General features: G+C 48.8%; 20 protein-coding genes and 2 tRNA genes. 19 read left to right on the top strand and 3 right to left on the bottom strand.

Features of this window, described 5'->3' with window-relative positions; all coding sequences use genetic code 11:
* Nucleotides 1-69 precede the first annotated feature (69 nt).
* From M2277_RS17105 to M2277_RS17015, 19 genes are all read left to right on the top strand, one after another.
* The gene (locus M2277_RS17105; protein ID WP_036637917.1) at nucleotides 70-1,323 is read left to right on the top strand and encodes an LL-diaminopimelate aminotransferase; all 1,254 of its coding nucleotides are present in this window, start codon (nucleotides 70-72) and stop codon (nucleotides 1,321-1,323) included.
* A gap of 317 nt (nucleotides 1,324-1,640) precedes the next feature.
* Complete coding sequence (gene pyrR / locus M2277_RS17100) at nucleotides 1,641-2,201, top strand: bifunctional pyr operon transcriptional regulator/uracil phosphoribosyltransferase PyrR (RefSeq protein ID WP_006209104.1); 561 nt, start codon at nucleotides 1,641-1,643, stop codon at nucleotides 2,199-2,201.
* Nucleotides 2,201-3,115, top strand: a complete 915-nt coding sequence (locus tag M2277_RS17095; RefSeq protein WP_269148277.1) for an aspartate carbamoyltransferase catalytic subunit — start codon at nucleotides 2,201-2,203, stop codon at nucleotides 3,113-3,115. Before pyrR ends, M2277_RS17095 begins: the two co-directional genes overlap by 1 nt.
* A gap of 112 nt (nucleotides 3,116-3,227) precedes the next feature.
* The gene (locus tag M2277_RS17090) at nucleotides 3,228-4,529 is read left to right on the top strand and encodes a dihydroorotase (RefSeq protein ID WP_036637921.1); all 1,302 of its coding nucleotides are present in this window, start codon (nucleotides 3,228-3,230) and stop codon (nucleotides 4,527-4,529) included.
* Nucleotides 4,530-4,589: 60 nt separating this feature from the next.
* The gene (gene carA / locus M2277_RS17085; RefSeq protein WP_063478980.1) at nucleotides 4,590-5,726 is read left to right on the top strand and encodes a glutamine-hydrolyzing carbamoyl-phosphate synthase small subunit; all 1,137 of its coding nucleotides are present in this window, start codon (nucleotides 4,590-4,592) and stop codon (nucleotides 5,724-5,726) included.
* Between the two features lies 1 nt (nucleotide 5,727).
* Nucleotides 5,728-8,934 carry a carbamoyl-phosphate synthase large subunit gene (gene carB, locus M2277_RS17080; protein ID WP_280755234.1) on the top strand — a complete coding sequence of 1,069 codons (3,207 nt, stop codon included), beginning with the start codon at nucleotides 5,728-5,730 and terminating at the stop codon, nucleotides 8,932-8,934.
* A 20-nt stretch (nucleotides 8,935-8,954) separates the two neighbouring features.
* On the top strand, nucleotides 8,955-9,698 hold the full coding sequence (pyrF, locus tag M2277_RS17075) for an orotidine-5'-phosphate decarboxylase (RefSeq protein ID WP_120662295.1): 744 nt from the start codon (nucleotides 8,955-8,957) through the stop codon (nucleotides 9,696-9,698).
* Nucleotides 9,695-10,330, top strand: a complete 636-nt coding sequence (pyrE, locus tag M2277_RS17070) for an orotate phosphoribosyltransferase (RefSeq protein WP_120662294.1) — start codon at nucleotides 9,695-9,697, stop codon at nucleotides 10,328-10,330. The genes pyrF and pyrE overlap by 4 nt, the downstream gene beginning before the upstream one ends.
* A gap of 249 nt (nucleotides 10,331-10,579) precedes the next feature.
* Nucleotides 10,580-11,497 (top strand): ABC transporter ATP-binding protein, encoded by a 918-nt coding sequence (locus M2277_RS17065; protein ID WP_006209109.1) that lies wholly within the window; start codon nucleotides 10,580-10,582, stop codon nucleotides 11,495-11,497.
* Nucleotides 11,494-12,291, top strand: coding sequence for an ABC transporter permease (locus M2277_RS17060; RefSeq protein ID WP_063478983.1), 798 nt, complete (start codon nucleotides 11,494-11,496; stop codon nucleotides 12,289-12,291). Before M2277_RS17065 ends, M2277_RS17060 begins: the two co-directional genes overlap by 4 nt.
* 3 nt (nucleotides 12,292-12,294) lie before the next feature.
* Nucleotides 12,295-12,879, top strand: a complete 585-nt coding sequence (locus M2277_RS17055; protein ID WP_120662293.1) for a TetR/AcrR family transcriptional regulator — start codon at nucleotides 12,295-12,297, stop codon at nucleotides 12,877-12,879.
* A gap of 220 nt (nucleotides 12,880-13,099) precedes the next feature.
* Nucleotides 13,100-13,891, top strand: coding sequence for a hypothetical protein (locus M2277_RS17050; RefSeq protein WP_280755233.1), 792 nt, complete (start codon nucleotides 13,100-13,102; stop codon nucleotides 13,889-13,891).
* Nucleotides 13,892-13,961: 70 nt separating this feature from the next.
* Nucleotides 13,962-15,035 (top strand): WXG100 family type VII secretion target, encoded by a 1,074-nt coding sequence (locus tag M2277_RS17045; RefSeq protein WP_280755232.1) that lies wholly within the window; start codon nucleotides 13,962-13,964, stop codon nucleotides 15,033-15,035.
* 14 nt (nucleotides 15,036-15,049) lie between these two features.
* Nucleotides 15,050-15,814, top strand: coding sequence for a hypothetical protein (locus M2277_RS17040; protein ID WP_280755231.1), 765 nt, complete (start codon nucleotides 15,050-15,052; stop codon nucleotides 15,812-15,814).
* Nucleotides 15,815-15,816: 2 nt separating this feature from the next.
* Nucleotides 15,817-16,086, top strand: a complete 270-nt coding sequence (locus M2277_RS17035) for a DUF4176 domain-containing protein (protein ID WP_006209116.1) — start codon at nucleotides 15,817-15,819, stop codon at nucleotides 16,084-16,086.
* A gap of 54 nt (nucleotides 16,087-16,140) precedes the next feature.
* Complete coding sequence (locus M2277_RS17030) at nucleotides 16,141-16,413, top strand: WXG100 family type VII secretion target (protein WP_006209117.1); 273 nt, start codon at nucleotides 16,141-16,143, stop codon at nucleotides 16,411-16,413.
* A 252-nt stretch (nucleotides 16,414-16,665) separates the two neighbouring features.
* Entirely contained in the window at nucleotides 16,666-16,830 is a 165-nt protein-coding gene (locus tag M2277_RS17025; RefSeq protein ID WP_006209118.1) for a hypothetical protein, read from the top strand.
* 82 nt (nucleotides 16,831-16,912) lie between these two features.
* Nucleotides 16,913-16,989, top strand: a tRNA-Met gene (locus M2277_RS17020).
* Between the two features lie 55 nt (nucleotides 16,990-17,044).
* Nucleotides 17,045-17,118 (top strand) — tRNA-Ile (locus tag M2277_RS17015).
* A gap of 260 nt (nucleotides 17,119-17,378) precedes the next feature.
* Here M2277_RS17015 and M2277_RS17010 read toward each other — a convergent pair.
* From M2277_RS17010 to M2277_RS17000, 3 genes are all read right to left on the bottom strand, one after another.
* Nucleotides 17,379-17,567, bottom strand: coding sequence for an N-terminal phage integrase SAM-like domain-containing protein (locus M2277_RS17010; protein ID WP_280755230.1), 189 nt, complete (start codon nucleotides 17,565-17,567; stop codon nucleotides 17,379-17,381).
* A 179-nt stretch (nucleotides 17,568-17,746) separates the two neighbouring features.
* Nucleotides 17,747-18,445 carry an ImmA/IrrE family metallo-endopeptidase gene (locus tag M2277_RS17005; protein ID WP_280755269.1) on the bottom strand — a complete coding sequence of 233 codons (699 nt, stop codon included), beginning with the start codon at nucleotides 18,443-18,445 and terminating at the stop codon, nucleotides 17,747-17,749.
* 505 nt (nucleotides 18,446-18,950) lie between these two features.
* On the bottom strand, nucleotides 18,951-19,748 hold the full coding sequence (locus M2277_RS17000) for a hypothetical protein (protein ID WP_076153030.1): 798 nt from the start codon (nucleotides 19,746-19,748) through the stop codon (nucleotides 18,951-18,953).
* Nucleotides 19,749-20,205 lie beyond the last annotated feature (457 nt).

Below are 20,205 nucleotides of genomic sequence, written 5' to 3'. Positions count from 1 at the left end.
CTCCTGCCGAGATTTTACGGCATATTTATGGATGAATATCATTGCAAGAGTAGGAGATGAATACAAATCATGAGTATTGACAAATATCAGGAAACGTACATTCAGCAAAACTTTGCTAACCGTATCGGCGGTGCCAACTATGGCAAAGATACAGCCATTTATAAATTTGAGAAAATCAAGAGAGCGAAGGCAGCTGCGAAGCAGGAGCATCCGAACACGGAGCTTATCGATATGGGTGTTGGCGAGCCGGACGAGATGGCGGACGCAGGCATCGTGGCGAAGCTCGCTGAGGAAGCCTCCAAGCGGGAAAACCGGGGATATGCGGATAACGGAATTCCTGAGTTTAAGGAAGCGGCTGTTCGCTACTTGAAGAATGTGTTTGGCGTCGAAGGAATCGATGCGGCTACAGAAGTGCTGCACTCCATTGGTTCCAAACCTGCACTGGCTATGCTGCCATCCTGCTTCATTAACCCGGGGGATGTAACCATTATGACGGTTCCGGGATATCCCGTGCTTGGCACGCACACCAAGTATTTGGGCGGCGAAGTATACAATGTGGAATTGAAAAAAGAAAACGCGTTTTTGCCGGATCTCAGTTCCATTCCTGAAGACATTGCACGCCGTGCAAAACTGCTCTACCTGAACTATCCGAACAACCCGACGGGTGCCAGCGCAACCGTTGAGTTTTTCTCCGAGGTTGTGGAATGGGCTCGCAAGTACGGAGTTGTCGTCGTCCACGATGCTCCATATGCAGCGCTCACCTACGATGGCTTGAAGCCGCTCAGCTTCCTCTCCGTACCTGGCGCGAAGGATGTTGGCGTGGAGCTTCACTCCTTGTCCAAATCCTACAACATGACAGGATGGCGCATCGGCTTCATCGCCGGCAATCCGCTTGTGGTCAAAGCGTTTGGCGATGTGAAGGACAACAACGACTCCGGTCAATTCATAGCCATCCAAAAGGCAGCAGCATACGGCTTGGACAATCCGCAAATTACCGAGAAGATTGCAGAGAAGTATTCGCGTCGTCACAATATGCTGGTGGACGTGCTGAATGAACTTGGCTTTACAGCCGAGAAACCGAAAGGCTCCTTCTTCCTGTATGTGGAGGCTCCAAAAGGAGTTAAAGGCGGCCGCCGCTTTGAGTCCGGAGAGGACTTCTCCCAATATCTGATCCGCGAGAAACTGATCTCTACGGTGCCTTGGGATGATGCAGGACATTTCGTTCGCTTCTCCGTGACCTTCATTGCTGACGGTGAGGAAGAAGAGAAACGGGTAATTTCCGAAATTCGCAGCAGACTTAGCGATGTGGAATTCGAATTTTAATAGCGTAATAAACTCTGTTCGGAACGCGACAACTTTCGACATGATCGAGGTTGACATCTCCTGTGGGGTCTGTCATAATGAGATCAATCGAATAGCACCTTTAAATCAGTCCCGTGAGGCTGGCAAGGTAACGTGAACCGAGGTTCATTAACAGGAGGCATAGCTCTGTCTGCGGATAGATGCTGCGCTTTCCACACTATCTCTATGAGATCAACTCCTTGTCCAAGCCGGGCAAGGAGTTTTTTTGTGTGTAAGAAACCCACGGATCGTCAGGAACTGGAAAGGGCTAATCAAACGTGTTGAAGGAGGACTTAAGGATGAGCAATGAACAGCATGTGATTATGGACGAGACGGCCATCCGCCGCGCGCTAACGAGAATTGCCCATGAAATATTGGAAAAGAATAAAGGGATTGAAGATTGTGTACTGGTCGGCATCCGTACACGCGGGGTGTTTCTGGCTCAGAGAATCGCCGAGCGAATGAACGAGATTGAAGGTACGCCGATTCCTTGGGGAGAGATTGATGTGACCTCCTACCGGGATGACCGGGATAGTAAGGAAGCCACCGCAGAGCGGGTGGAAGGAGCAAAGCTCAGTCTGGAGCACCTGAACATCCATGATAAGAAAGTGATTTTGTTCGATGATGTGCTGTACACCGGACGAACCATTCGGGCGGCGATGGATGCCCTGATGGATTGCGGGCGGCCAAGAATGATACAGCTTGCGGTTCTCGCAGATCGCGGCCATCGCGAACTCCCGATCCGGCCGGATTATATCGGAAAGAACGTTCCTACCTCTAAACATGAGGAAATTACGGTGGCATTAACCGAAATCGACGGCAAGGATGAAGTGACCATTAGCCAAAGAGAGGAACGATAATCATGACAACAGCCATTTCAGTGAAAGAACGCAGCCTCTTAGGATTGAAGGATATTAGCAGAGACGAGATTGGATCGATCTTGAATCGGGCGGCATATTGGGAAGCGCAGTCCGACAAAGTGGTACCGGTTCTCAAATCAAAATTTGCGGTTAATATGTTCTTCGAGAACAGCACCAGAACGAGATTTTCTTTTGAAATGGCTGAGAAAAGACTCGGCGCCGAGGTGATGAACTTTGCAGCGGCAGCCTCAAGTGTAGAGAAGGGCGAGTCGATCTACGATACCGTGCGGACCTTGGAATCGATGGGGATTGACGCAGGTGTCATCCGCTTGAAACCTTCAGGAGTGCTTCAAGAACTGGCAGAACGGGTGTCGATTCCACTGGTGAATGCAGGAGATGGCAACAATGAGCATCCAACGCAGGCACTGCTTGACCTATATACAATGAAGAAAAGTTTCGGAGAGCTTAAAGGATTAACGGTGTCTATCATCGGAGATATCAAACACAGCAGGGTGGCGCGTTCGGACTTGTGGGCGCTGCAGAAATTCGGAGCGCATGTGCAGTTCTGCGCACCGGAAACGATGCAGGCACCAGAGCTTGCCCAGTATGCACCTTATGTATCGATGGAAACGGCGCTGAAGGCTGATGTGGTTATGATGCTGAGGGTTCAGCTGGAGCGTCATAACGCAGGAGTATTCAAATCCAGCGCGGAATACCGGGAGCAGTACGGTCTTACGGAAGAACGGGCAGCGAGGCTGTCAGGGCACACGATGATTATGCATCCGGCACCCGTGAACCGGAACGTTGAAATTGATGACACGGTTGTGGAAAGTCCCAGATCGATGATATTCAATCAGATGGCGAACGGAGTGCCGATTCGCATGGCGGTTATGGAACGGGCGATGAAGGGCTAACCTGAAGCATGAATATGGATGAATAAATATTAATAATTATACACAAACGTGAATTTTTATTATACAATATACAAAGAAGCGAACGGTGCTTCTGCTGCGGAGGGGAACCAAGATGCAAATGCAAGTGATAAGGAATGCCAAAGTGATCAATGAACAAGGACAGCTCGAAGACAAACATATCGTCATTGCAGACGGATTGATTCAGTCGGTTGTGAGTGAGGCTGGAGCCTTGCCGGAAGCGGGCGAGAACGTGCGGATAATCGATGCCGAGGGCAAACTGGTCACACCGGGATTCATCGATATGCATGTGCACTTGAGAGAGCCGGGTTATGAGCACAAGGAAACGATCGAGAGCGGCAGCCGCTCAGCAGTGAAGGGCGGATTTACGACCATCGCCTGCATGCCTAACACAAGGCCGGTTACTGACTCGCCTGAAACGGTGAAACTGATACTGGACAAAGCGAGTGAGGCGAATCTTGCGAAGGTGCTGCCTTACGCTGCAATAACCAGGAATGAGCTGGGCCGTGAACTGACAGACTTCGAAGCCTTGAAGGCAGCAGGGGCGATTGGATTCACGGATGACGGGGTCGGCGTACAGAACGCACAGATGATGAAAGATGCCATGAAAAAAGCTAAAGCGCTGGGCATGCCGGTTATCGCTCACTGCGAGGACGATTCGCTGGTAAAGGGAGCTTGCGTGACCGAAGGCAAGTTCGCCCAGCAGCATGGCCTGAAAGGAATTCCGAACGAGTCGGAAGCAATCCATGTCGGACGGGATATTTTGCTGACGGAAGCCACCGGGGTACACTACCATGTATGCCATGTGAGCACAGAGCAGTCCGTACGTTTGATCCGCCAGGCGAAGGCGATTGGCATCTCGGTAACAGCTGAGGTATGCCCCCACCATCTGGTGCTATCGGACGAAGATATTCCCGGCCTTGATGCAAACTGGAAGATGAATCCGCCGCTGCGCACTCCGCGTGACGTAGAGGCTTGTATAGAAGGTCTGCTGGACGGAACGCTTGATATGATCGTGACGGATCATGCCCCGCACAGCGCTGAAGAGAAAGCCAAAGGCATGGAGCTCGCACCGTTCGGTATCGTTGGATTCGAAACGGCATTTCCACTGCTCTATACCAAGTTTGTTGCAACAGGCAAATGGGATCTCGCACTGCTGGTCAAACGGATGACAAGTGATCCGGCAAGAGTATTCGGTCTTGCAACGGGTGTGCTGGAAGCCGGGGCAGCAGCGGACCTGACCATGATTGACCTGGAAGCCGAGAAGGAAGTGAACCCGGAAGAGTTCGCTACGAAAGGCCGCAACACTCCATTCACCGGCTGGAAGCTGAAGGGCTGGCCTGTGATGACTTGGGTGGACGGCGATATGAAATGGTCCGAACAAAATGGATTTTAAGTAACACTTAGGCCAATGACTTATAAAATATATTACACATAGATGACAGGAGTGATCGGGATGCAGGCAAGATTGTTACTGGAGGACGGTACGCTGTTCAGCGGAAAATCCTTCGGCGCGGATGCTGAAATGACCGGAGAGGTCGTTTTCAATACAGGGATTACAGGATATCAAGAGGTGCTGAGCGACCCGTCCTACTGCGGACAGATCGTGACGATGACGTACCCTTTGATCGGAAACTACGGCATCACGCGGGATGACTTTGAATCCATTCGGCCGTTCGTCCACGGATTCGTTGTTCGTCGTCATGAGCCTGTTCCTAGCAACTGGCGTGCAGAATACAGCGTTGACAGCTTGTTGAAGGAATATGGAATTCCAGGGATCAGCGAAATCGATACACGGATGTTGACCCGCATCATCCGTCATTACGGAACCATGAAGGGGATTCTGACAACGTCCAACAAGCCGGTAGAAGAGCTGAAGGAAATGCTCGGCGACACAACGATTGCTGAACTTCGCAATCAGGTGGCAAGTACTTCAACACCGCAAATGTTTACGAGCCCCGGCTCCAAGGAACGGATCGTTCTGGTTGACTTCGGTGCAAAAAGCGGGATTTTACGCGAGCTGACTTCCCGTGGCTGCGATGTGATCGTAGTTCCGCATGACACCACTGCGGACGAAATCCGCAGACTCCATCCGGATGGAATCCAGTTGTCCAACGGCCCTGGGGACCCGAAAGATGTTCCGTACGCTGTAGACATGGTCAAACAACTGCTTGGCGAATATCCGATCTTCGGCATCTGCCTGGGTCATCAATTGTTTGCACTGGCTGCGGGCGCTGACACCGAGAAGCTAAAATTCGGACACCGCGGCGGGAACCATCCGGTTAAAGAGCTTGCCAGCGGACGCTGCTATATTACTTCCCAGAATCATGGGTTTACAGTAAATGAAGATTCCGTTAAAGGCACGGAGCTTGAAGTCACGCATATCAACAATAACGATAAAACGATTGAAGGCTTGAAGCACTCGAAATTCCCGGCCTTCTCCGTACAGTATCACCCTGAAGCTGCACCTGGACCGCACGACAGCAGCTATCTGTTCGATCAATTCCTTGAAATGATAAGAGACCATAAACAGAATGAAGTCCGGAAGCCGCGCCAGGCGGTTCTGGCAGCAGCCGTGAAAGGAGCTCGCTAATATGCCTAAAAATGAAACACTCAAAAAAATTCTCGTCATCGGCTCCGGTCCGATTGTCATCGGTCAAGCAGCGGAATTTGACTATGCAGGAACGCAAGCTTGCCAAGCACTGAAAGAAGAAGGCATCGAGGTTGTGCTGATCAACAGCAACCCCGCGACCATCATGACAGATACTAACATGGCGGATAAAGTATACATTGAGCCCATCACCCTGGATTTTGTCACGCAAATCATCCGACAGGAGCGTCCGGACGGATTGCTCCCAACGCTTGGAGGACAAACGGGTCTGAACATGGCGGTTGAGCTTGCGCGTGCCGGCATTTTGGAACAGGAGAATGTCAAACTGCTCGGAACTCAGCTGGGATCGATTGAGAAAGCGGAAGACCGCGACTTGTTCCGTGAGCTGATGCGCGAGCTTGAGCAGCCTGTACCAGAGAGCACCATCGTAACGACTTTGGAAGAGGCAATGGACTTCGCTGATGAGATCGGCTATCCGCTTATCGTTCGTCCTGCCTACACTTTGGGAGGAACCGGCGGAGGTATCTGCGCAACGGAAGAGGAACTGCGCGAAACGGTCAGCTCCGGCCTTCGCTACAGCCCGATTACACAGTGTCTGATCGAGAAGAGCATCGCAGGGATGAAGGAAGTCGAGTACGAGGTCATGCGCGATGCGAACGACAACTGTATCGTTGTGTGTAACATGGAGAACTTCGATCCGGTGGGCGTTCATACAGGCGACAGTATCGTTGTGGCACCAAGCCAGACGCTGTCTGACCGCGAGTATCAAATGCTCCGGAGCGCATCGCTCAAGATCATCCGTGCCCTGAACATTGAAGGCGGATGTAACGTACAGTTCGCGCTGGATCCGAACAGCTACCAATACTACGTCATCGAGGTAAATCCGCGGGTCAGCCGCTCATCTGCGCTCGCTTCAAAAGCAACGGGTTATCCGATTGCCAAGATGGCAGCCAAAATCGCCATGGGTTACACGCTGGACGAGATTGTGAATCCGGTAACGGGCCAGACCTATGCTTGCTTCGAGCCTACCCTGGACTATATCGTCAGCAAAATCCCGCGCTGGCCATTCGATAAGTTTATCCACGCTAACCGGAAGCTGGGAACACAGATGAAGGCAACCGGCGAAGTGATGGCGATTGGACGCACCTTTGAGGAATCCATTCATAAAGCAGTCCGCTCCTTGGAGATCGGTGTGCACCGTCTTTACCTGAAAGGTGCCGCTGAGCTGAGTGATGAAGTGCTCCAGCAGCGTCTTGTGAAAGCAGACGATGAGCGGATATTCCTGATCGCCGAAGCATTCCGCCGCGGTTATGGACTGCAGCAGATCCAAGACCTTACAAACATCGACTGGTGGTTCCTGGACAAAATCGAGCGCCTGATTAAATATGAAGATCACATCCGCCAAGAAGCTTCATTGACTTATGAAACCCTGTACGAAGCGAAACGTCTTGGTTTCACGGATCGCGCAATTGCCGAGCTTCGCGCTGAAGGCAATGCGAGTACACATACAACCGAAGAATCAATCAGGTTCCTGCGTCACGAGCATGGATTGCGTCCGGTTTACAAAATGGTCGACACCTGCGCTGCAGAGTTCGAAGCAACAACGCCATACTACTACTCAACTTATGAAACGGAAAATGAAGTCATCGAATCCGCCAAGGAAAAGGTCATCGTGCTGGGTTCCGGTCCGATTCGGATCGGTCAAGGCATCGAGTTCGACTACTCCACCGTGCACGCTGTATGGGCGATCCAGAAGGCGGGATACGAAGCGGTTATAATCAACAACAATCCGGAAACCGTATCAACCGACTTTAATACGTCGGATCGCCTCTACTTCGAACCGCTCTTCTTCGAAGATGTTATGCACGTCATCGAACAGGAGAAGCCGATCGGCGTCATCGTGCAGTTCGGTGGGCAGACGGCCATTAATCTCGCCGAACCGCTGAGCAAAGCGGGCGTGAAGATTCTGGGCACAAGTCTGGAAAGCATTGACGAAGCCGAGGATCGCAAAAAATTCGAAGCGCTCCTGTCCAGACTGGACATTGCCCAACCGAAAGGAAAAACCGTAATATCGGTTGATGATGCTGTAGAAACGGCTCAATCGCTGGGTTATCCGGTACTGGTAAGACCATCGTATGTACTCGGCGGACGGGCCATGGAGATTGTATACTCCGACAGCGAGCTGCTTAGCTACATGAAAGAGGCGGTTAAGATTAACCCGGATCATCCGGTGCTGATTGACCGGTACATGATGGGCAAGGAAGTGGAAGTAGACGCGATCTGCGATGGCGACACCGTTCTGATTCCGGGAATTATGGAGCATGTAGAGCGCGCAGGAGTTCACTCCGGTGACTCGATTGCCGTATACCCTCCACAGTACTTGTCCCAGGATCTGAAGGAAAAGATCACGGAGATTACGATCAAGATTGCCAAGGAACTGAATACGCGCGGACTTGTCAACATCCAGTTCGTTATCTACAAAAATGAAGTGTACGTGATCGAAGTGAACCCGCGCTCCTCCCGGACAGTTCCATTCCTGAGCAAGGTTACCGGCATCCCGATGGCGAACCTGGCTACGCAGGCCATTATGGGCGGGAAGCTCAAGGATTTGGGATACGAGGAAGGCATGTGGCCGGAAAGCGACTATGTATCGGTTAAAGTGCCGGTGTTCTCCTTTGCGAAGCTTCGCCGCGTTGAGCCTACACTCGGACCGGAGATGAAATCTACCGGTGAGGTGATGGGCCGCGATGTGAAGTATGCCAAGGCACTATATAAAGGGCTGATCGGTGCAGGCATGAAGATTCCTTCGACGGGTGCCATTATCGCTACCATCGCAGACAAGGATAAAGCCGAAGCAGCAGCACTGCTCAAAGGCTTCCATAAGCTTGGTTATAAAATCATAGCAACAGGCGGAACAGCCGCGGCATTAAAAGAAGCGGGACTTGATGTGACGACCATTAACAAGCTGTCCGAAGGAACACCAAATATTCTGGATATGATCCGCACAGGTGAAGCGAACTTTGTCTTTAACACATTGACCAAAGGCAAAACGCCGCAGCGTGACGGATTCCGTATTCGCCGTGAAGCGGTTGAGAACGGCGTAGTGTGCATGACCTCGCTCGATACGGTTCGTGAGCTTCTGACCATGCTGGAGACGATCAACTTCTCCTCGGAAGCGATGCCGGTTTAAATCGAGAAGGAGGGGTACAGATGAACGCAAGCTCAAGCTACAATGAAATGGCGGGCCGCCTGATGGTGGCCCTGGATTACCCGGATGCCGATCGTGCGAAGGATCTGGTTCAGCAGCTCGAGGGCATTCCCTGTTACATGAAGGTGGGCATGCAGCTCTTCTACGCCGCAGGTCCTGACTTCGTGAAAGAACTGAAAGCAAAAGGATATTCCGTGTTTCTGGACGTGAAGATGCACGATATCCCCAATACGGTAAAAGGCGGCTCGCACAGCGTTACGCGGCTGGGTGTGGACATGTTTAACGTCCACGCCGGCGGCGGTGCGCTCATGATGCAGGCGGCAAAAGCCGGGGCAGAGGCCGCAGTGGCGGAAACCCCGGGTCTTGCCATGCCTACAATTATAGCGGTAACGCAGTTAACCAGTACGAATCAGGATGTCATGAATAACGAAATCGGGATCCCAGGGCTTGTAGAGGACACCGTTGTAAGATACGCTTCGTTGGCCCAGCAAGCCGGACTGCACGGCGTCGTGGCTTCATCGCTTGAAGTGGAAGCCATTCGCACCGCGTGCGGTAAGGATTTTAAAACCGTTATCCCGGGCATTCGTCCTGCTGGCGCGGATATCGGTGACCAGGCCCGGGTGCTTACGCCGGGAGAAGCGGTTCGCAGGGGCAGCCACTATCTAGTTGTTGGTCGACCAATCACCGCTACCGCGAACCCTAGACAAGCAGCAGAACAGATTATTGAGGAGATGATTCAAGCATGAGTACACTCGCGAATATTCCGCATCAGATCGCATCCCATTTGCTGAAGATTGAGGCCGTTTCCCTTCGTCCACACCAGCCGTTTACATGGACGTCGGGCATCAAATCCCCAATTTACTGCGACAACCGCCTGACGATGTCCTACCCCGAGATTCGTGACTACATCGCTGAATCGTTTGCTGCTGTCATCCGGGAGCAGTATCCGGAAGCGGAAGCCATTGCCGGAACGGCGACAGCAGGAATTCCGCACGCGGCCTTTGTATCCCAGAAGTTGAATCTGCCGATGTCTTATATTCGGGACAAGGCCAAAGGCCATGGCAAGGAAAACCTGATTGAAGGTCTGATCAAGACGGGGCAGAAGGTGGTTGTGATTGAGGACCTGATCTCCACCGGCGGCAGCTCATTGAAAGCAGCGCAAGCGGTCAAGGATGCAGGTGCAGAGCCGCTGGCGGTACTGGCCATATTCAGCTATCAGCTGGATAAAGCGGTACAAGCCTTCGCCGAAGCTGGAATTCCGCTGCAGAGCTTGTCCAACTACGGTGCACTCATCGATGTAGCCCTATCCGAGAACCGGATACAAGAAGAGGATGTACAGCTACTTCAGTCCTGGAGAGCGAATCCTTCCTCCTTCTGACTTTAAACATTATTGTACAGATTATAATTTTTGATCCGACTGCCGCCTCTGAGATTTTTTGCAGAGGCGGCGTTTTTTATCTTTTTAGAAAGGGATAGTGCCTCTAGAACCGTAGCTGTTTATTCCTTGTGATGAGAAACCAATTTATACTTTGTGAATTAATAAAGTAAATATATAGGGGGTATATGGGATTTAACCATGGCATAGTTTATACTATAAATAAAATAAAAGTATAAATGAGGGATGACCATGTTGGCTGTTGAAGCAGTAGGTGTCCATAAAAAGTTTGGCTCTACATACGGAGTTAAGGATTTGAACATGTCAGTTGAGCAGGGCGAGGTGTTTGGCTTTATTGGACCGAATGGCGCTGGGAAGTCGACTACCATTCGAATGATCATGCAGTTATTGTCTCCAAGTTCGGGTGAACTTCATGTGCTTGGCACATCCATGCGGCAAGAGCAGCCGGAACTTCGGCGACGCATCGGTTACTTACCATCAGAGATCATCCTCTATCCTAATATGACGGGCAGGGAGATGCTTGAATTTACCGCCAGAGCACATGGGCTGAAAGTTAAACAGACCGAGGCTCTTCAATATGCCGAAAGGCTGCAATGGGATCCCGGCATCAAAATCAAAGCCTATTCCCTTGGCAATCGAAAGAAGCTGGGCATCATTTTGGCTCTTCTGCACCAGCCGGAACTGCTTATTCTCGATGAGCCCACTTCTGGTCTGGATCCCCTTGTGCAGCATGAGTTTTTTCAAATGCTGGGTGAGTTCAACCGGAAATGGGGCATGACGATATTTTTTTCGACTCATGTGCTGTCGGAGGTGGAGAAGGTGTGCCAGCGAGTTGCTTTTATACGTGATGGTGAACTGCTCCGTATATCACGCATGGAAGATTTGTCTGCCGGGAGAAGCCATCGGATCATGCTTCGGCTGGAAATGCCGGGTGATCAGCGCGAGAACGACCTTTTGAAGTTTATCGATGCAAAGGTCCAGTTTGATGGAACGTATCATTGGTTTGATACGGGAGGAAACCCGTTGTCGAATACGCTGGCTGCATTATCCCGGCTTCCGATAGCGGATCTGACGATTCGAAGGCCAACAATTGAAGAAATGTTCATGGACGATTATCGGGTGCAGCATGCAGAGGAGGAACGGGTATGAGGTGGAATCTGGTTCAACAGGAGCTTCGTCAAAACAGACGCGGATTCTGGACGTGTTTTCTTGTGACCTTATTAATACTGATTCTTTTGCTGGGCAAGGCAGAAGCCTTTGTGAACAATCCGGAAATGGAACAACTCATAAAAGGTTTGCCGGAAGGCCTGCTTAAAGCATTTGGCATAGAGCCTGAAAGCTTTCGTACCTTCGAAGGGTTCGTGGCAACGCAGGCCTACCCCTATTTTATCGTGCTGATATCTTCTTTTGCGACGTCGTGGGCAGCTGGAAGCATATCCAGGGAACGAGACAGGGGCACTGCAGAATTTCTGTTCACGCTGCCTTACAGCAGAGGAGAGGTATTCTGGAGCAAAGCGTTTGCGAACTGGCTGCATATGACAATTGTGTTTGTTGTCGGTTCACTGCTTATTCTGCTGCTGGCTAGGTATACGGTGCAACTGGAGCAATATGGAGGCTTATTGCTGCTATTGTTGTCAGGTTATTTACTGGTGCTGCTGTTCATGGGGATCGGCTACGCGCTTACCTCCTGGTTCTCTTCTGATCGCACGGCTGTGGCCGTTGGAGCTGGAGTCGCTGTTCTGGCATTCCTGCTCAAGCTGCTCTCCGGCAGCAGTGAGATGATGCATAAGGTATCTTCAATCTCGCCCTACCGGCTCTTCGATGCGTTGGATATTGTCCGGGGGGGCGGGTTGACAGCGGTGAGCTGGGTCGTTACATTAGGACTGTATGCGGCTGGCACAGCCATAGGTGTCCTTATGCTGAAGAGAAGGGATATAGTTTAACCGATGAATGCCAAGAAAGAAGCAGTGCTGGAAGCTGGGAAACGGTTGTTTTTGGAACATGGAATTTTGCAGACAAGCATGGAACAAATCGCGGAAGCGGTGCCTGTCTCCAAGATGACCATTTATAATTATTATCAGAGCAAGGAAGGGTTACTGGATCATGTAGTGGATCGGATGATTGAGGAATTGATGTCAATTTATCGCGATGTGATGGAGCAGGCCAGGGATCCTCTTGAAGCATTAACCATTTTCTATAGGGATCAGGAGAAATTTTCGGTGCATGTGTCGCAGAAGTTCGTGACGGATCTGGCCAAATTTCCGGAGCAGATGGCGAAGCTGATGCAGTTCAACCAGAAGTATGTAGTGCCTGATTTTGAATTGCTGATCTTTAAGGGCCAGCAGCTTGGCCAGATTCGAAAAGATATCTCCCCTCAGGTGCTGGTCGCTTTCATGACCTTCATTAAGGAGTTTACGGCGCGGAGCGAGTGGTATAATGGTCTGGGTAGCATTAACGCGGTGAGTGAGCAGTTGATGACGATTATGTATTACGGCATTATCCAGAAGGATGACCCGCCTCATCCTACATGAAATCAAAGAACATTCCAGTGGTTGTTTACGACCCGGGATGTTTTTTTTTGAGGTTTTCAGCGATTCATTGTTTTATATGTGACTGAATTGGGTATATGTTCCTATAAATTTAGGGCCAGGATTTGGTAGAGGGGGAGGAGACGTCTCACCTATAATAGTAATGATGGCTTGTGATTTATTTACAAAAATAGGCGGGACTGACCGTAAGGAGGAGAGATCTTTGGAATTTTCGTCAAGGATCAAACTGACCGGCAAACAATTTTTTGTGTTAACCGGCATCGTTGGTGCAAGAGCTGTCATCGGGCTCGAAGATCCTTTCCGCGGTACGCTTGCCGAGGAGATGCCCGCAGAAGTGGCCAGGATAGAACAGGAGCTCCTGAAGGAAGGCTTGATTGTTACAGATACCGTCGATAACGAGCCGGTTCTTGCGCAGGAATTGCTGGAATACATAGAAGTATGCAGTCGGACCCTATTAACGATTCACATGAGGGTTACCGGTTCTGAGGGAGAACCGAAGGAGTGTTTTATTTACTACAGTTCAGCCCTTGTCGTAAAATCCGAAATCGAGAGCGGTCCATCCGGTGAGCGGATATATGTATTGGAGGAGCTGGGAACGCCTTCAGAGGCCTGGTTGAAGATCATTGGCTACCTGGAGCTTGAGGATAGGAAAAACCGCGGCACGGGCCCTCTGGCTCTGCCTAAGGGTTGGTTCCAGCAATGGATGAACGCTGAACAAGGTGAGCAGGAGCCGCAGCGGCATTTGCTGGCGCAAGGCTACCCGGAATCCGTTGTTACGGCTTTGGCTGACTCTGTAAGCAGTCCGGAGAGATATGCTTCATTCACTGTGTATTATTGTCCGGATCTGAATTGCAGAATCCAAGGGATTGAACTGTTAAGGGGGAAGGATTCCAATTGGCTGATCCGACCTGAAGGAGATCAGGATCAGATCCGGGGCGCCCAAGTTACAGAGATCATCCATGAGCTTGGAGCCGTAATAGAGCGTATAAAGTGATAGAGGACAAACATGGCTCTAACATCTTACAGTGTGTCTTCTCGATCAACTACATGGAGGATTGTTTGATATGACCAAAATACGTGTAGTACCCGAAATGCTGAACCAGCAAGGAGCAGCGGTATCTGATATTGCACGGGAAGTCCAGCAGCTTCAAGAGCGGATGCAGCAGCGCATTCAGAGCATGTCGTGGGAGACACGTCATCGTGCACAGGTTGAGCAGCGCCTGGCGCAGTGCAGGGCTGCTTGTCAGTCGGTGGTAAGTCGTCTGGAGCAGAATCGCGGGCAGTTGGTGAAGAAGGCCAGCGATTTCTCGCAAACCGACCAGTCGCTTGGGAACAGCTTGACCTTCGGCAAACAATCGGTAGCTCAAATTAGTCCGCATCTGCTGCTACAGACGAGCCTGGCACAACACGGGAGCAAAAAGTCAGATCCCCCCGTAACGGCAGCAGGGGTTGAATTTAATGCACTCGCTCCATTTGGAGGAACGGCTGATCAATGGTCCAGCAACCCGCTGGCGGCCACTGGCGTATTGTTCGGGACCGTAACGGCATCAGGAACGATGTATAAATACTGGGACATGTACCGGAACGGATTTGGAGTCTGGCTTGAGAAGGACAGACGCGGCAATATGCGAGCCAATGTGACCAACGGAATGATGGCCAATATCCGCAAGAAAACCTATGCCGAATACAACTGGCGGAATCACCCCCGAATTCCAAAGTATGTCCTTCCGGGCGCAGCGGTTAAAGATTCGCTTAGCTGGAAAGGCGGTAAGCTCGGTTATGCGGGTATCGCCATGCAAACGGTGGGCAATCTGGTCACGAATATCAATGAGAACAAAAGTGGAGCCAAAATAGCCGGGGACGCTGCCGTGGATGTGGGTGTCGGCTTGGGTACGGTTGTAGCCTCCGCAGCAGCTGGTGCCAAAGCCGGCGCGCTGATCGGGACGGCGGTGGGCGGTCCGATCGGAACCCTCGCGGGTGCGGCAATCGGTTTTGGTGTTTCGGTGGGTGCTTCCTATGTCATGGATGGGATCAAGTTTGCGGATTTTGACGGGAATGGCGAGAAGGATACTTTAACCGAGGGTTTAAAAATAGGAGTTGAGAAATTAGGGTCGACGATAGCCGGTTGGTTCAAATAAGGGGAGTGTAACAGATGGGCACAAAGATTTCGGAGGAAGCGTTATTTCATTTCCGGCTGATACCCGCAGAGCAAATCCGGGGCGGCATCGTATGTTTTTTATTTATTATGCTGATACCTGCACTGGTTACTTTGTCGGAGCCGATGATGTCGATCTATTTTTACATCGCTTGCGCAGTATGGGGGGCTATGCTGCTGTGGGGAATGGGCCTGAGTTTAAACCCGTATCAATCCGAGGTTGGTTTCGTGCTGTATTTGGGGGTGTATGGTCTGGCGCTGGCCGTTACTTGTCAGGTCGCTATATTAAAAATGATGTATCACATGGCTGGGGTCGATTCCATTGGATATGGTCTCAGCTCGGTAGCGGTCATGCTGCTATTGCTCGCTCTATTCTATGTCCTGCATTTTAGAGCGCTGCAGCAAGGAGCCTATCAATCCATGGAGAGGCAGGGTCGGGTCGGAAAAGCAGGCAAGGCCGCCATGCTGTTTGCGGCTATCGGTTACACAGGTTATTACTTGGCAGTCGCGGTTATCGGAGATATTGGCAGGTTCGTGCTGGGAATGGCGGCTTTTTCCGTCCTGTTGATTCTCGGTCTGTATTTGGCTGTTGTGTTCATTCATCGCTACTTCTTCATTCAGAATCATATGGATCAACTGAAAGAGCATTACCCCGTTTTGGGGCTGCCGAAGGAGCAGCGGAACGCAGCGTATCTGAACAAAATGAAACAGGGGCGCGCACCGGCGGCACCGCATCGTCCAAGCAAGAAAAGGAGAGGGTAATTATGACACAGCAGTTATTGCCAAACGGATCGATTGTTATTTTGAAACAAGGGGAGAAGAAGCTGGTGATATACGGGCGCAAGCAGATTCTTGCACTTGAGCAGCCGCAAATGTTCGATTATCTGGCCTGCCCGTACCCGGAAGGGTATGTTAGCCCGGAATTTGCCTATGTGTTTAATCATGAGGATATCCAGGACATTATATTTACCGGCTACCAGGACGAAGAGGAGGAGCAGTTTCAAACCGTACTGGCTGAGACAAAAGCTACATAACATCCCAGAGTATATTTTCATAAAGGTTCATAAGGGAGGAGCGTGAGGTAGATCATGTCAGGACGCATAGAGGTATCCCCGGAGGAACTGCGCCGCGCAGCGGCAGACATTCGCAGCGGAAGTGACTATGGCGGGGAACTGGTAGCCAGAATGTCACAGATCATTGAGACGCTGAATGCGGAATGGGAGGGTGTTTCGCAGCAGCGGTTTCGCACAGAGGCTGAGGAGACAAAGGCACAGCTCGTGAATTTTATCCAGATGATGAATTCGATGGAGCAGGAGCTCATGAGCATTGCTGCCCGGTTTGCAGAGGCTGACGGACAATAGGCGGAGCGATTTATTAAGCGACAAAAACAAACTTGGCGACTTTTCCTCGGTTGAATTCCGGGAAAAGATCGCCGCCTTAATTAAAACTCTCTTTTTTTGTGTCTACATGACGGGGCTAAGATCAGTGGTACGGTATAAGGCTGATTGTTTTTTTTATTAGGGAAGGACTTTGTGGATATTGCGGTTTTTTAGTGGAAGTTTGGACATAATATGACAGCAGCAGATTATACTTCAGGTAAGGAGTCGCATAGGATGAATTGGATCTATTACGGAAAGCTGTATAAAACCAAATTTCAAGCAGGGTGCTTCGCCAAACGGTTGGAGCAGGATGGATGGCTGTTCGGGTACAATGATCCGCGGATGGTGGAGGTTTACCGTTCCAGGAAGGGCCGATACGGCGTTCGATTTATGCCTTGATTAAATTCCATTAAAACAGTACTTGACTTGATGCAAGGGAATGGTGTATATTTATTCTTGTCGCTGTTTGATACAGCATTGACGCGGGGTGGAGCAGTTCGGTAGCTCGTCGGGCTCATAACCCGAAGGCCGCAGGTTCAAATCCTGCCCCCGCAACCAATTTTTAAACGATGTATGTATGACGTCCTTATGTTTATGTGTACATGTATGTTCAGGGCCCTTAGCTCAGTTGGTTAGAGCGGTCGGCTCATAACCGATTGGTCGGGGGTTCGAGTCCCTCAGGGCCCACTTTATCGAAAACCCTTGCATCGCAAGGGTTTTTTGCTGTTTAAAAGGGCGTTACACGTAGCATAAAACTATGGTGAAAATATAGGTTACTTCGATTTGCTAACGTATTTGCTAACGGCAGTTATTTATCCACAGGATCTAGCGTCTTTTCAGAGTACTTTTTAAGCTCTGCTTCAATCTTATCGACGGCTTCATCTTGCATAGTAGGGAGCAAGTGAGAGTATCGTTCATTGAACATTGCTGGAGTCATTCCGAGGCGTTCAGCTGCCGCTTATTGCTCGTGGAGTCAATGCTTGAAGTTTTACTTTACCAAGTGCAGGAATAATTCGCGCTTCAATGACCGTTTTCTCAGTATCATACGAAGTAGGCTTGAAATTCGGTTTGGCAGGGGTTTCGAGATATTCTAATAGATATTCTCGAAGCGTTATCTTCGAGTCATCGACATGCAAGCCTTTCTCTATTTCAGCGATTTTCAGGTGACACGCTGTCCAGGCTTCCTTTTCAGTTTTAAACCCACCTTTTGATTTTTGTCTCCGCTACCTGTCATTGGATCAGGTGGCAGATCGATTACATAAGTATAAGTTTCTCCTCTTGGATATACATGACCTTTCATATACAAAAGCCCTCCTTAAAATTCATCTCCATAGAACCGTAGTAATTCCTCAATATCCCTTTTCTGAATTACAAATTTATTGGCAGAGTTATAATATCTGCTTGCCAGATGGCTTAGCTTTAAACTGATTCTACCGTCACTGGTATAATCCAAATCAAAAAACTTAACTGGTTTACTGTCTATGAAATTCTCAAGCTGGCCATCCTCGACTACTTCGAATGGGCCATCTATGGAGAAAATGAGCTCTTCTTGAGTATGTAAAGTTTCATGGTCTACATGAATGATAAATTGTGAAGGTGCGATCAAATCATCAGCGGGATCATAATAGGCGTAGATCTTAGTCTCTCTCATATCATCATGATCGCTATGTCTAACATGATCACTGTCTTCGACCTGAGCAACTGTCTCCGTTAACAACATCCCTTGGCACAATCTATGTTGAATTTGTTCCAGTCTCCTTTTAGCTAAATATAACGGGACATTAAAAATAGAGGCTAAGAAATGAATAGCATCATTCTTTCTTACAGGTAATCGAAGTTGTGAGATCATTGAAATCGGCATTGCTGCATAAAGAACAAAATTATCTGCTTCAGATTCTTGAGCTTTGGTATATTGCTCTGGCATAATTCGCTGATCACCCGAATGTCGTAATATATGGCAAAGTTCATGTAGAAAGTCGATCCATTGCCTTACCCTTGACTGATTCTTATAAATGTTAATGGATCCTAACCCACTCTTTATTTCTACCGCTTCACTACCTAGCTCCCGAATAATAAACCCATACGTTCAGCCGCCTGGATAATTCTTCAGTATTCAGTTGTTGTGGAGTAAGCACTCCGTGTTTTTTATACAAGTCTTCGACAAACTGTTCTAAAAGAGTGGTTTCATAAAATCTGAACATGCTGCACCCCCTCAGTTATAGGAATATATGTTCGGTTTTGGTGTAAAAAGAAAAGCCAATAATGGCTATTTCATTCTCCTGCTGAGGAGGAACAGGCTACCAGCGGTGAAGAGATCAGCAAGGGGAGACATTACTGTTCTTCCGGCACGGTTTAAGTGATAGCACTATCCGGCGAAAAATTGCTGAAGGTACAGAGAGCATGGCGAATACGTTGAAATTAATGGGGTTCTTTACCAGGATAGCACGGAATACTAATTGCTAAGCCTAGGTAAGTGCGGCCAACTAGGTGCTAATTTGTTCTAAGTTGGCCGCATCTATTTATTGCATATTACCTTCATTTAGAGATTTAGTACCTTCCTCGATCATTTTATTTACACGGACTACTATCTCATCCCATTTATTAATGATTTCAGAAATGGGGTTGAATAGTAATGTGTTATTAGTTTCTACTAGGTGTTTTTTTGTTGCGTCTGCTTCTTGTTGACATCTAGATCTAGCTCTACTTTTCCTTTGATATGTTCGGCATCCAGCTTTATTCCCGTCTAGCCTGAAACAACATGTCCATTTTCCAGACCACTCGTCATACTCGCATTCAACGGGACCGACTCGGTTTTCGTTATACTCCATCGCCTCCTTCAAATACTCTCTGGCTATCGGAGCATATCTTTCAACAATTTCCTTCAAAATAATCACTTGAGTGCGGTCTTCATCATTCCAAATTACATAAGCGGACATTATATATTGCACACCCATTATCCATGCTAATATGGCTCCTGGACCAATGTTCTTAAGTCCGGTGATAGCATTAATATTTGAAGCAACGATATCCTGCAGTAAGAATTCTTGCTTGGTCCTTTCATAGAGAAAAAACTTATCGACAGATGCTGCTACAAGTGATTCATAATCTCTTTGTCTACCCTCCTCAATTTCTTGATGTAGCATGTCTGCAATTAATTTCAGTGTTTTTAGGTTTATTTCCTCAGCGTCAGTCTTCGTCATGTTTTCTAATAACTTTTGCACGGCAAAGGAAATTATAGCTTCTGCAACGATGTACGCAATTTCAACACCGGAGACAACATTCATTACTGCAACATTTTTATCATTTATAATCTTCACGGAATCAACTCCATTTCTGTTTTTAGTTAAAATTCTCGAAAATCGTGGGAATTATTCGCTTTTAGAAAATTGGTTTACAAAGACAAATTGGAATATATTTAACGAAAACTGACTCTAATGTGACCCTAAGTTGAAAACCACAGAGAAACGCACGGTTGCATGAATGCGGCATATTACCGGGGCTTAACTCTTCTCGCTTTTTCTATTAATAGTGTTAAGGCTGGAGATCTTTCGGGAATAGAGAGCACAGCAAACAAGTTATTTGATAGTTTCTAGCATTAAAGATATTTATGTAACTATAATTATATGAAAAAAAGTAAATAAATTGAAAATTTAGAAATGTAATTATTTTCCTTTACCTCCCGTTATAATTATATATAATTTACAATTAATGAAAAATAAAGGAGGATAGCCTTTAAATTTTTTTGAATTATATTAACTAGTAAGGGAGAAATGA

Origin of the sequence: Paenibacillus sp. LBL (assembly GCF_029893715.1) — a bacterium.
In the GTDB taxonomy this organism is placed as follows: Bacteria; Bacillota; Bacilli; order Paenibacillales; family Paenibacillaceae; genus Paenibacillus_AQ; species Paenibacillus_AQ glucanolyticus.
This window is presented reverse-complemented; position numbering and strand designations above follow the sequence as displayed.

Coding starts and splice junctions, on each gene's coding strand:
- M2277_RS17105 (WP_036637917.1), top strand. CDS start 70: ATGAGTATTGACAAATATCAGGAAACGTACATTCAGCAAAACTTTGCT.
- pyrR (WP_006209104.1), top strand. CDS start 1,641: ATGAGCAATGAACAGCATGTGATTATGGACGAGACGGCCATCCGCCGC.
- M2277_RS17090 (WP_036637921.1), top strand. CDS start 3,228: ATGCAAATGCAAGTGATAAGGAATGCCAAAGTGATCAATGAACAAGGA.
- carA (WP_063478980.1), top strand. CDS start 4,590: ATGCAGGCAAGATTGTTACTGGAGGACGGTACGCTGTTCAGCGGAAAA.
- carB (WP_280755234.1), top strand. CDS start 5,728: ATGCCTAAAAATGAAACACTCAAAAAAATTCTCGTCATCGGCTCCGGT.
- pyrF (WP_120662295.1), top strand. CDS start 8,955: ATGAACGCAAGCTCAAGCTACAATGAAATGGCGGGCCGCCTGATGGTG.
- pyrE (WP_120662294.1), top strand. CDS start 9,695: ATGAGTACACTCGCGAATATTCCGCATCAGATCGCATCCCATTTGCTG.
- M2277_RS17065 (WP_006209109.1), top strand. CDS start 10,580: ATGTTGGCTGTTGAAGCAGTAGGTGTCCATAAAAAGTTTGGCTCTACA.
- M2277_RS17060 (WP_063478983.1), top strand. CDS start 11,494: ATGAGGTGGAATCTGGTTCAACAGGAGCTTCGTCAAAACAGACGCGGA.
- M2277_RS17055 (WP_120662293.1), top strand. CDS start 12,295: ATGAATGCCAAGAAAGAAGCAGTGCTGGAAGCTGGGAAACGGTTGTTT.
- M2277_RS17045 (WP_280755232.1), top strand. CDS start 13,962: ATGACCAAAATACGTGTAGTACCCGAAATGCTGAACCAGCAAGGAGCA.
- M2277_RS17040 (WP_280755231.1), top strand. CDS start 15,050: ATGGGCACAAAGATTTCGGAGGAAGCGTTATTTCATTTCCGGCTGATA.
- M2277_RS17035 (WP_006209116.1), top strand. CDS start 15,817: ATGACACAGCAGTTATTGCCAAACGGATCGATTGTTATTTTGAAACAA.
- M2277_RS17030 (WP_006209117.1), top strand. CDS start 16,141: ATGTCAGGACGCATAGAGGTATCCCCGGAGGAACTGCGCCGCGCAGCG.
- M2277_RS17025 (WP_006209118.1), top strand. CDS start 16,666: ATGAATTGGATCTATTACGGAAAGCTGTATAAAACCAAATTTCAAGCA.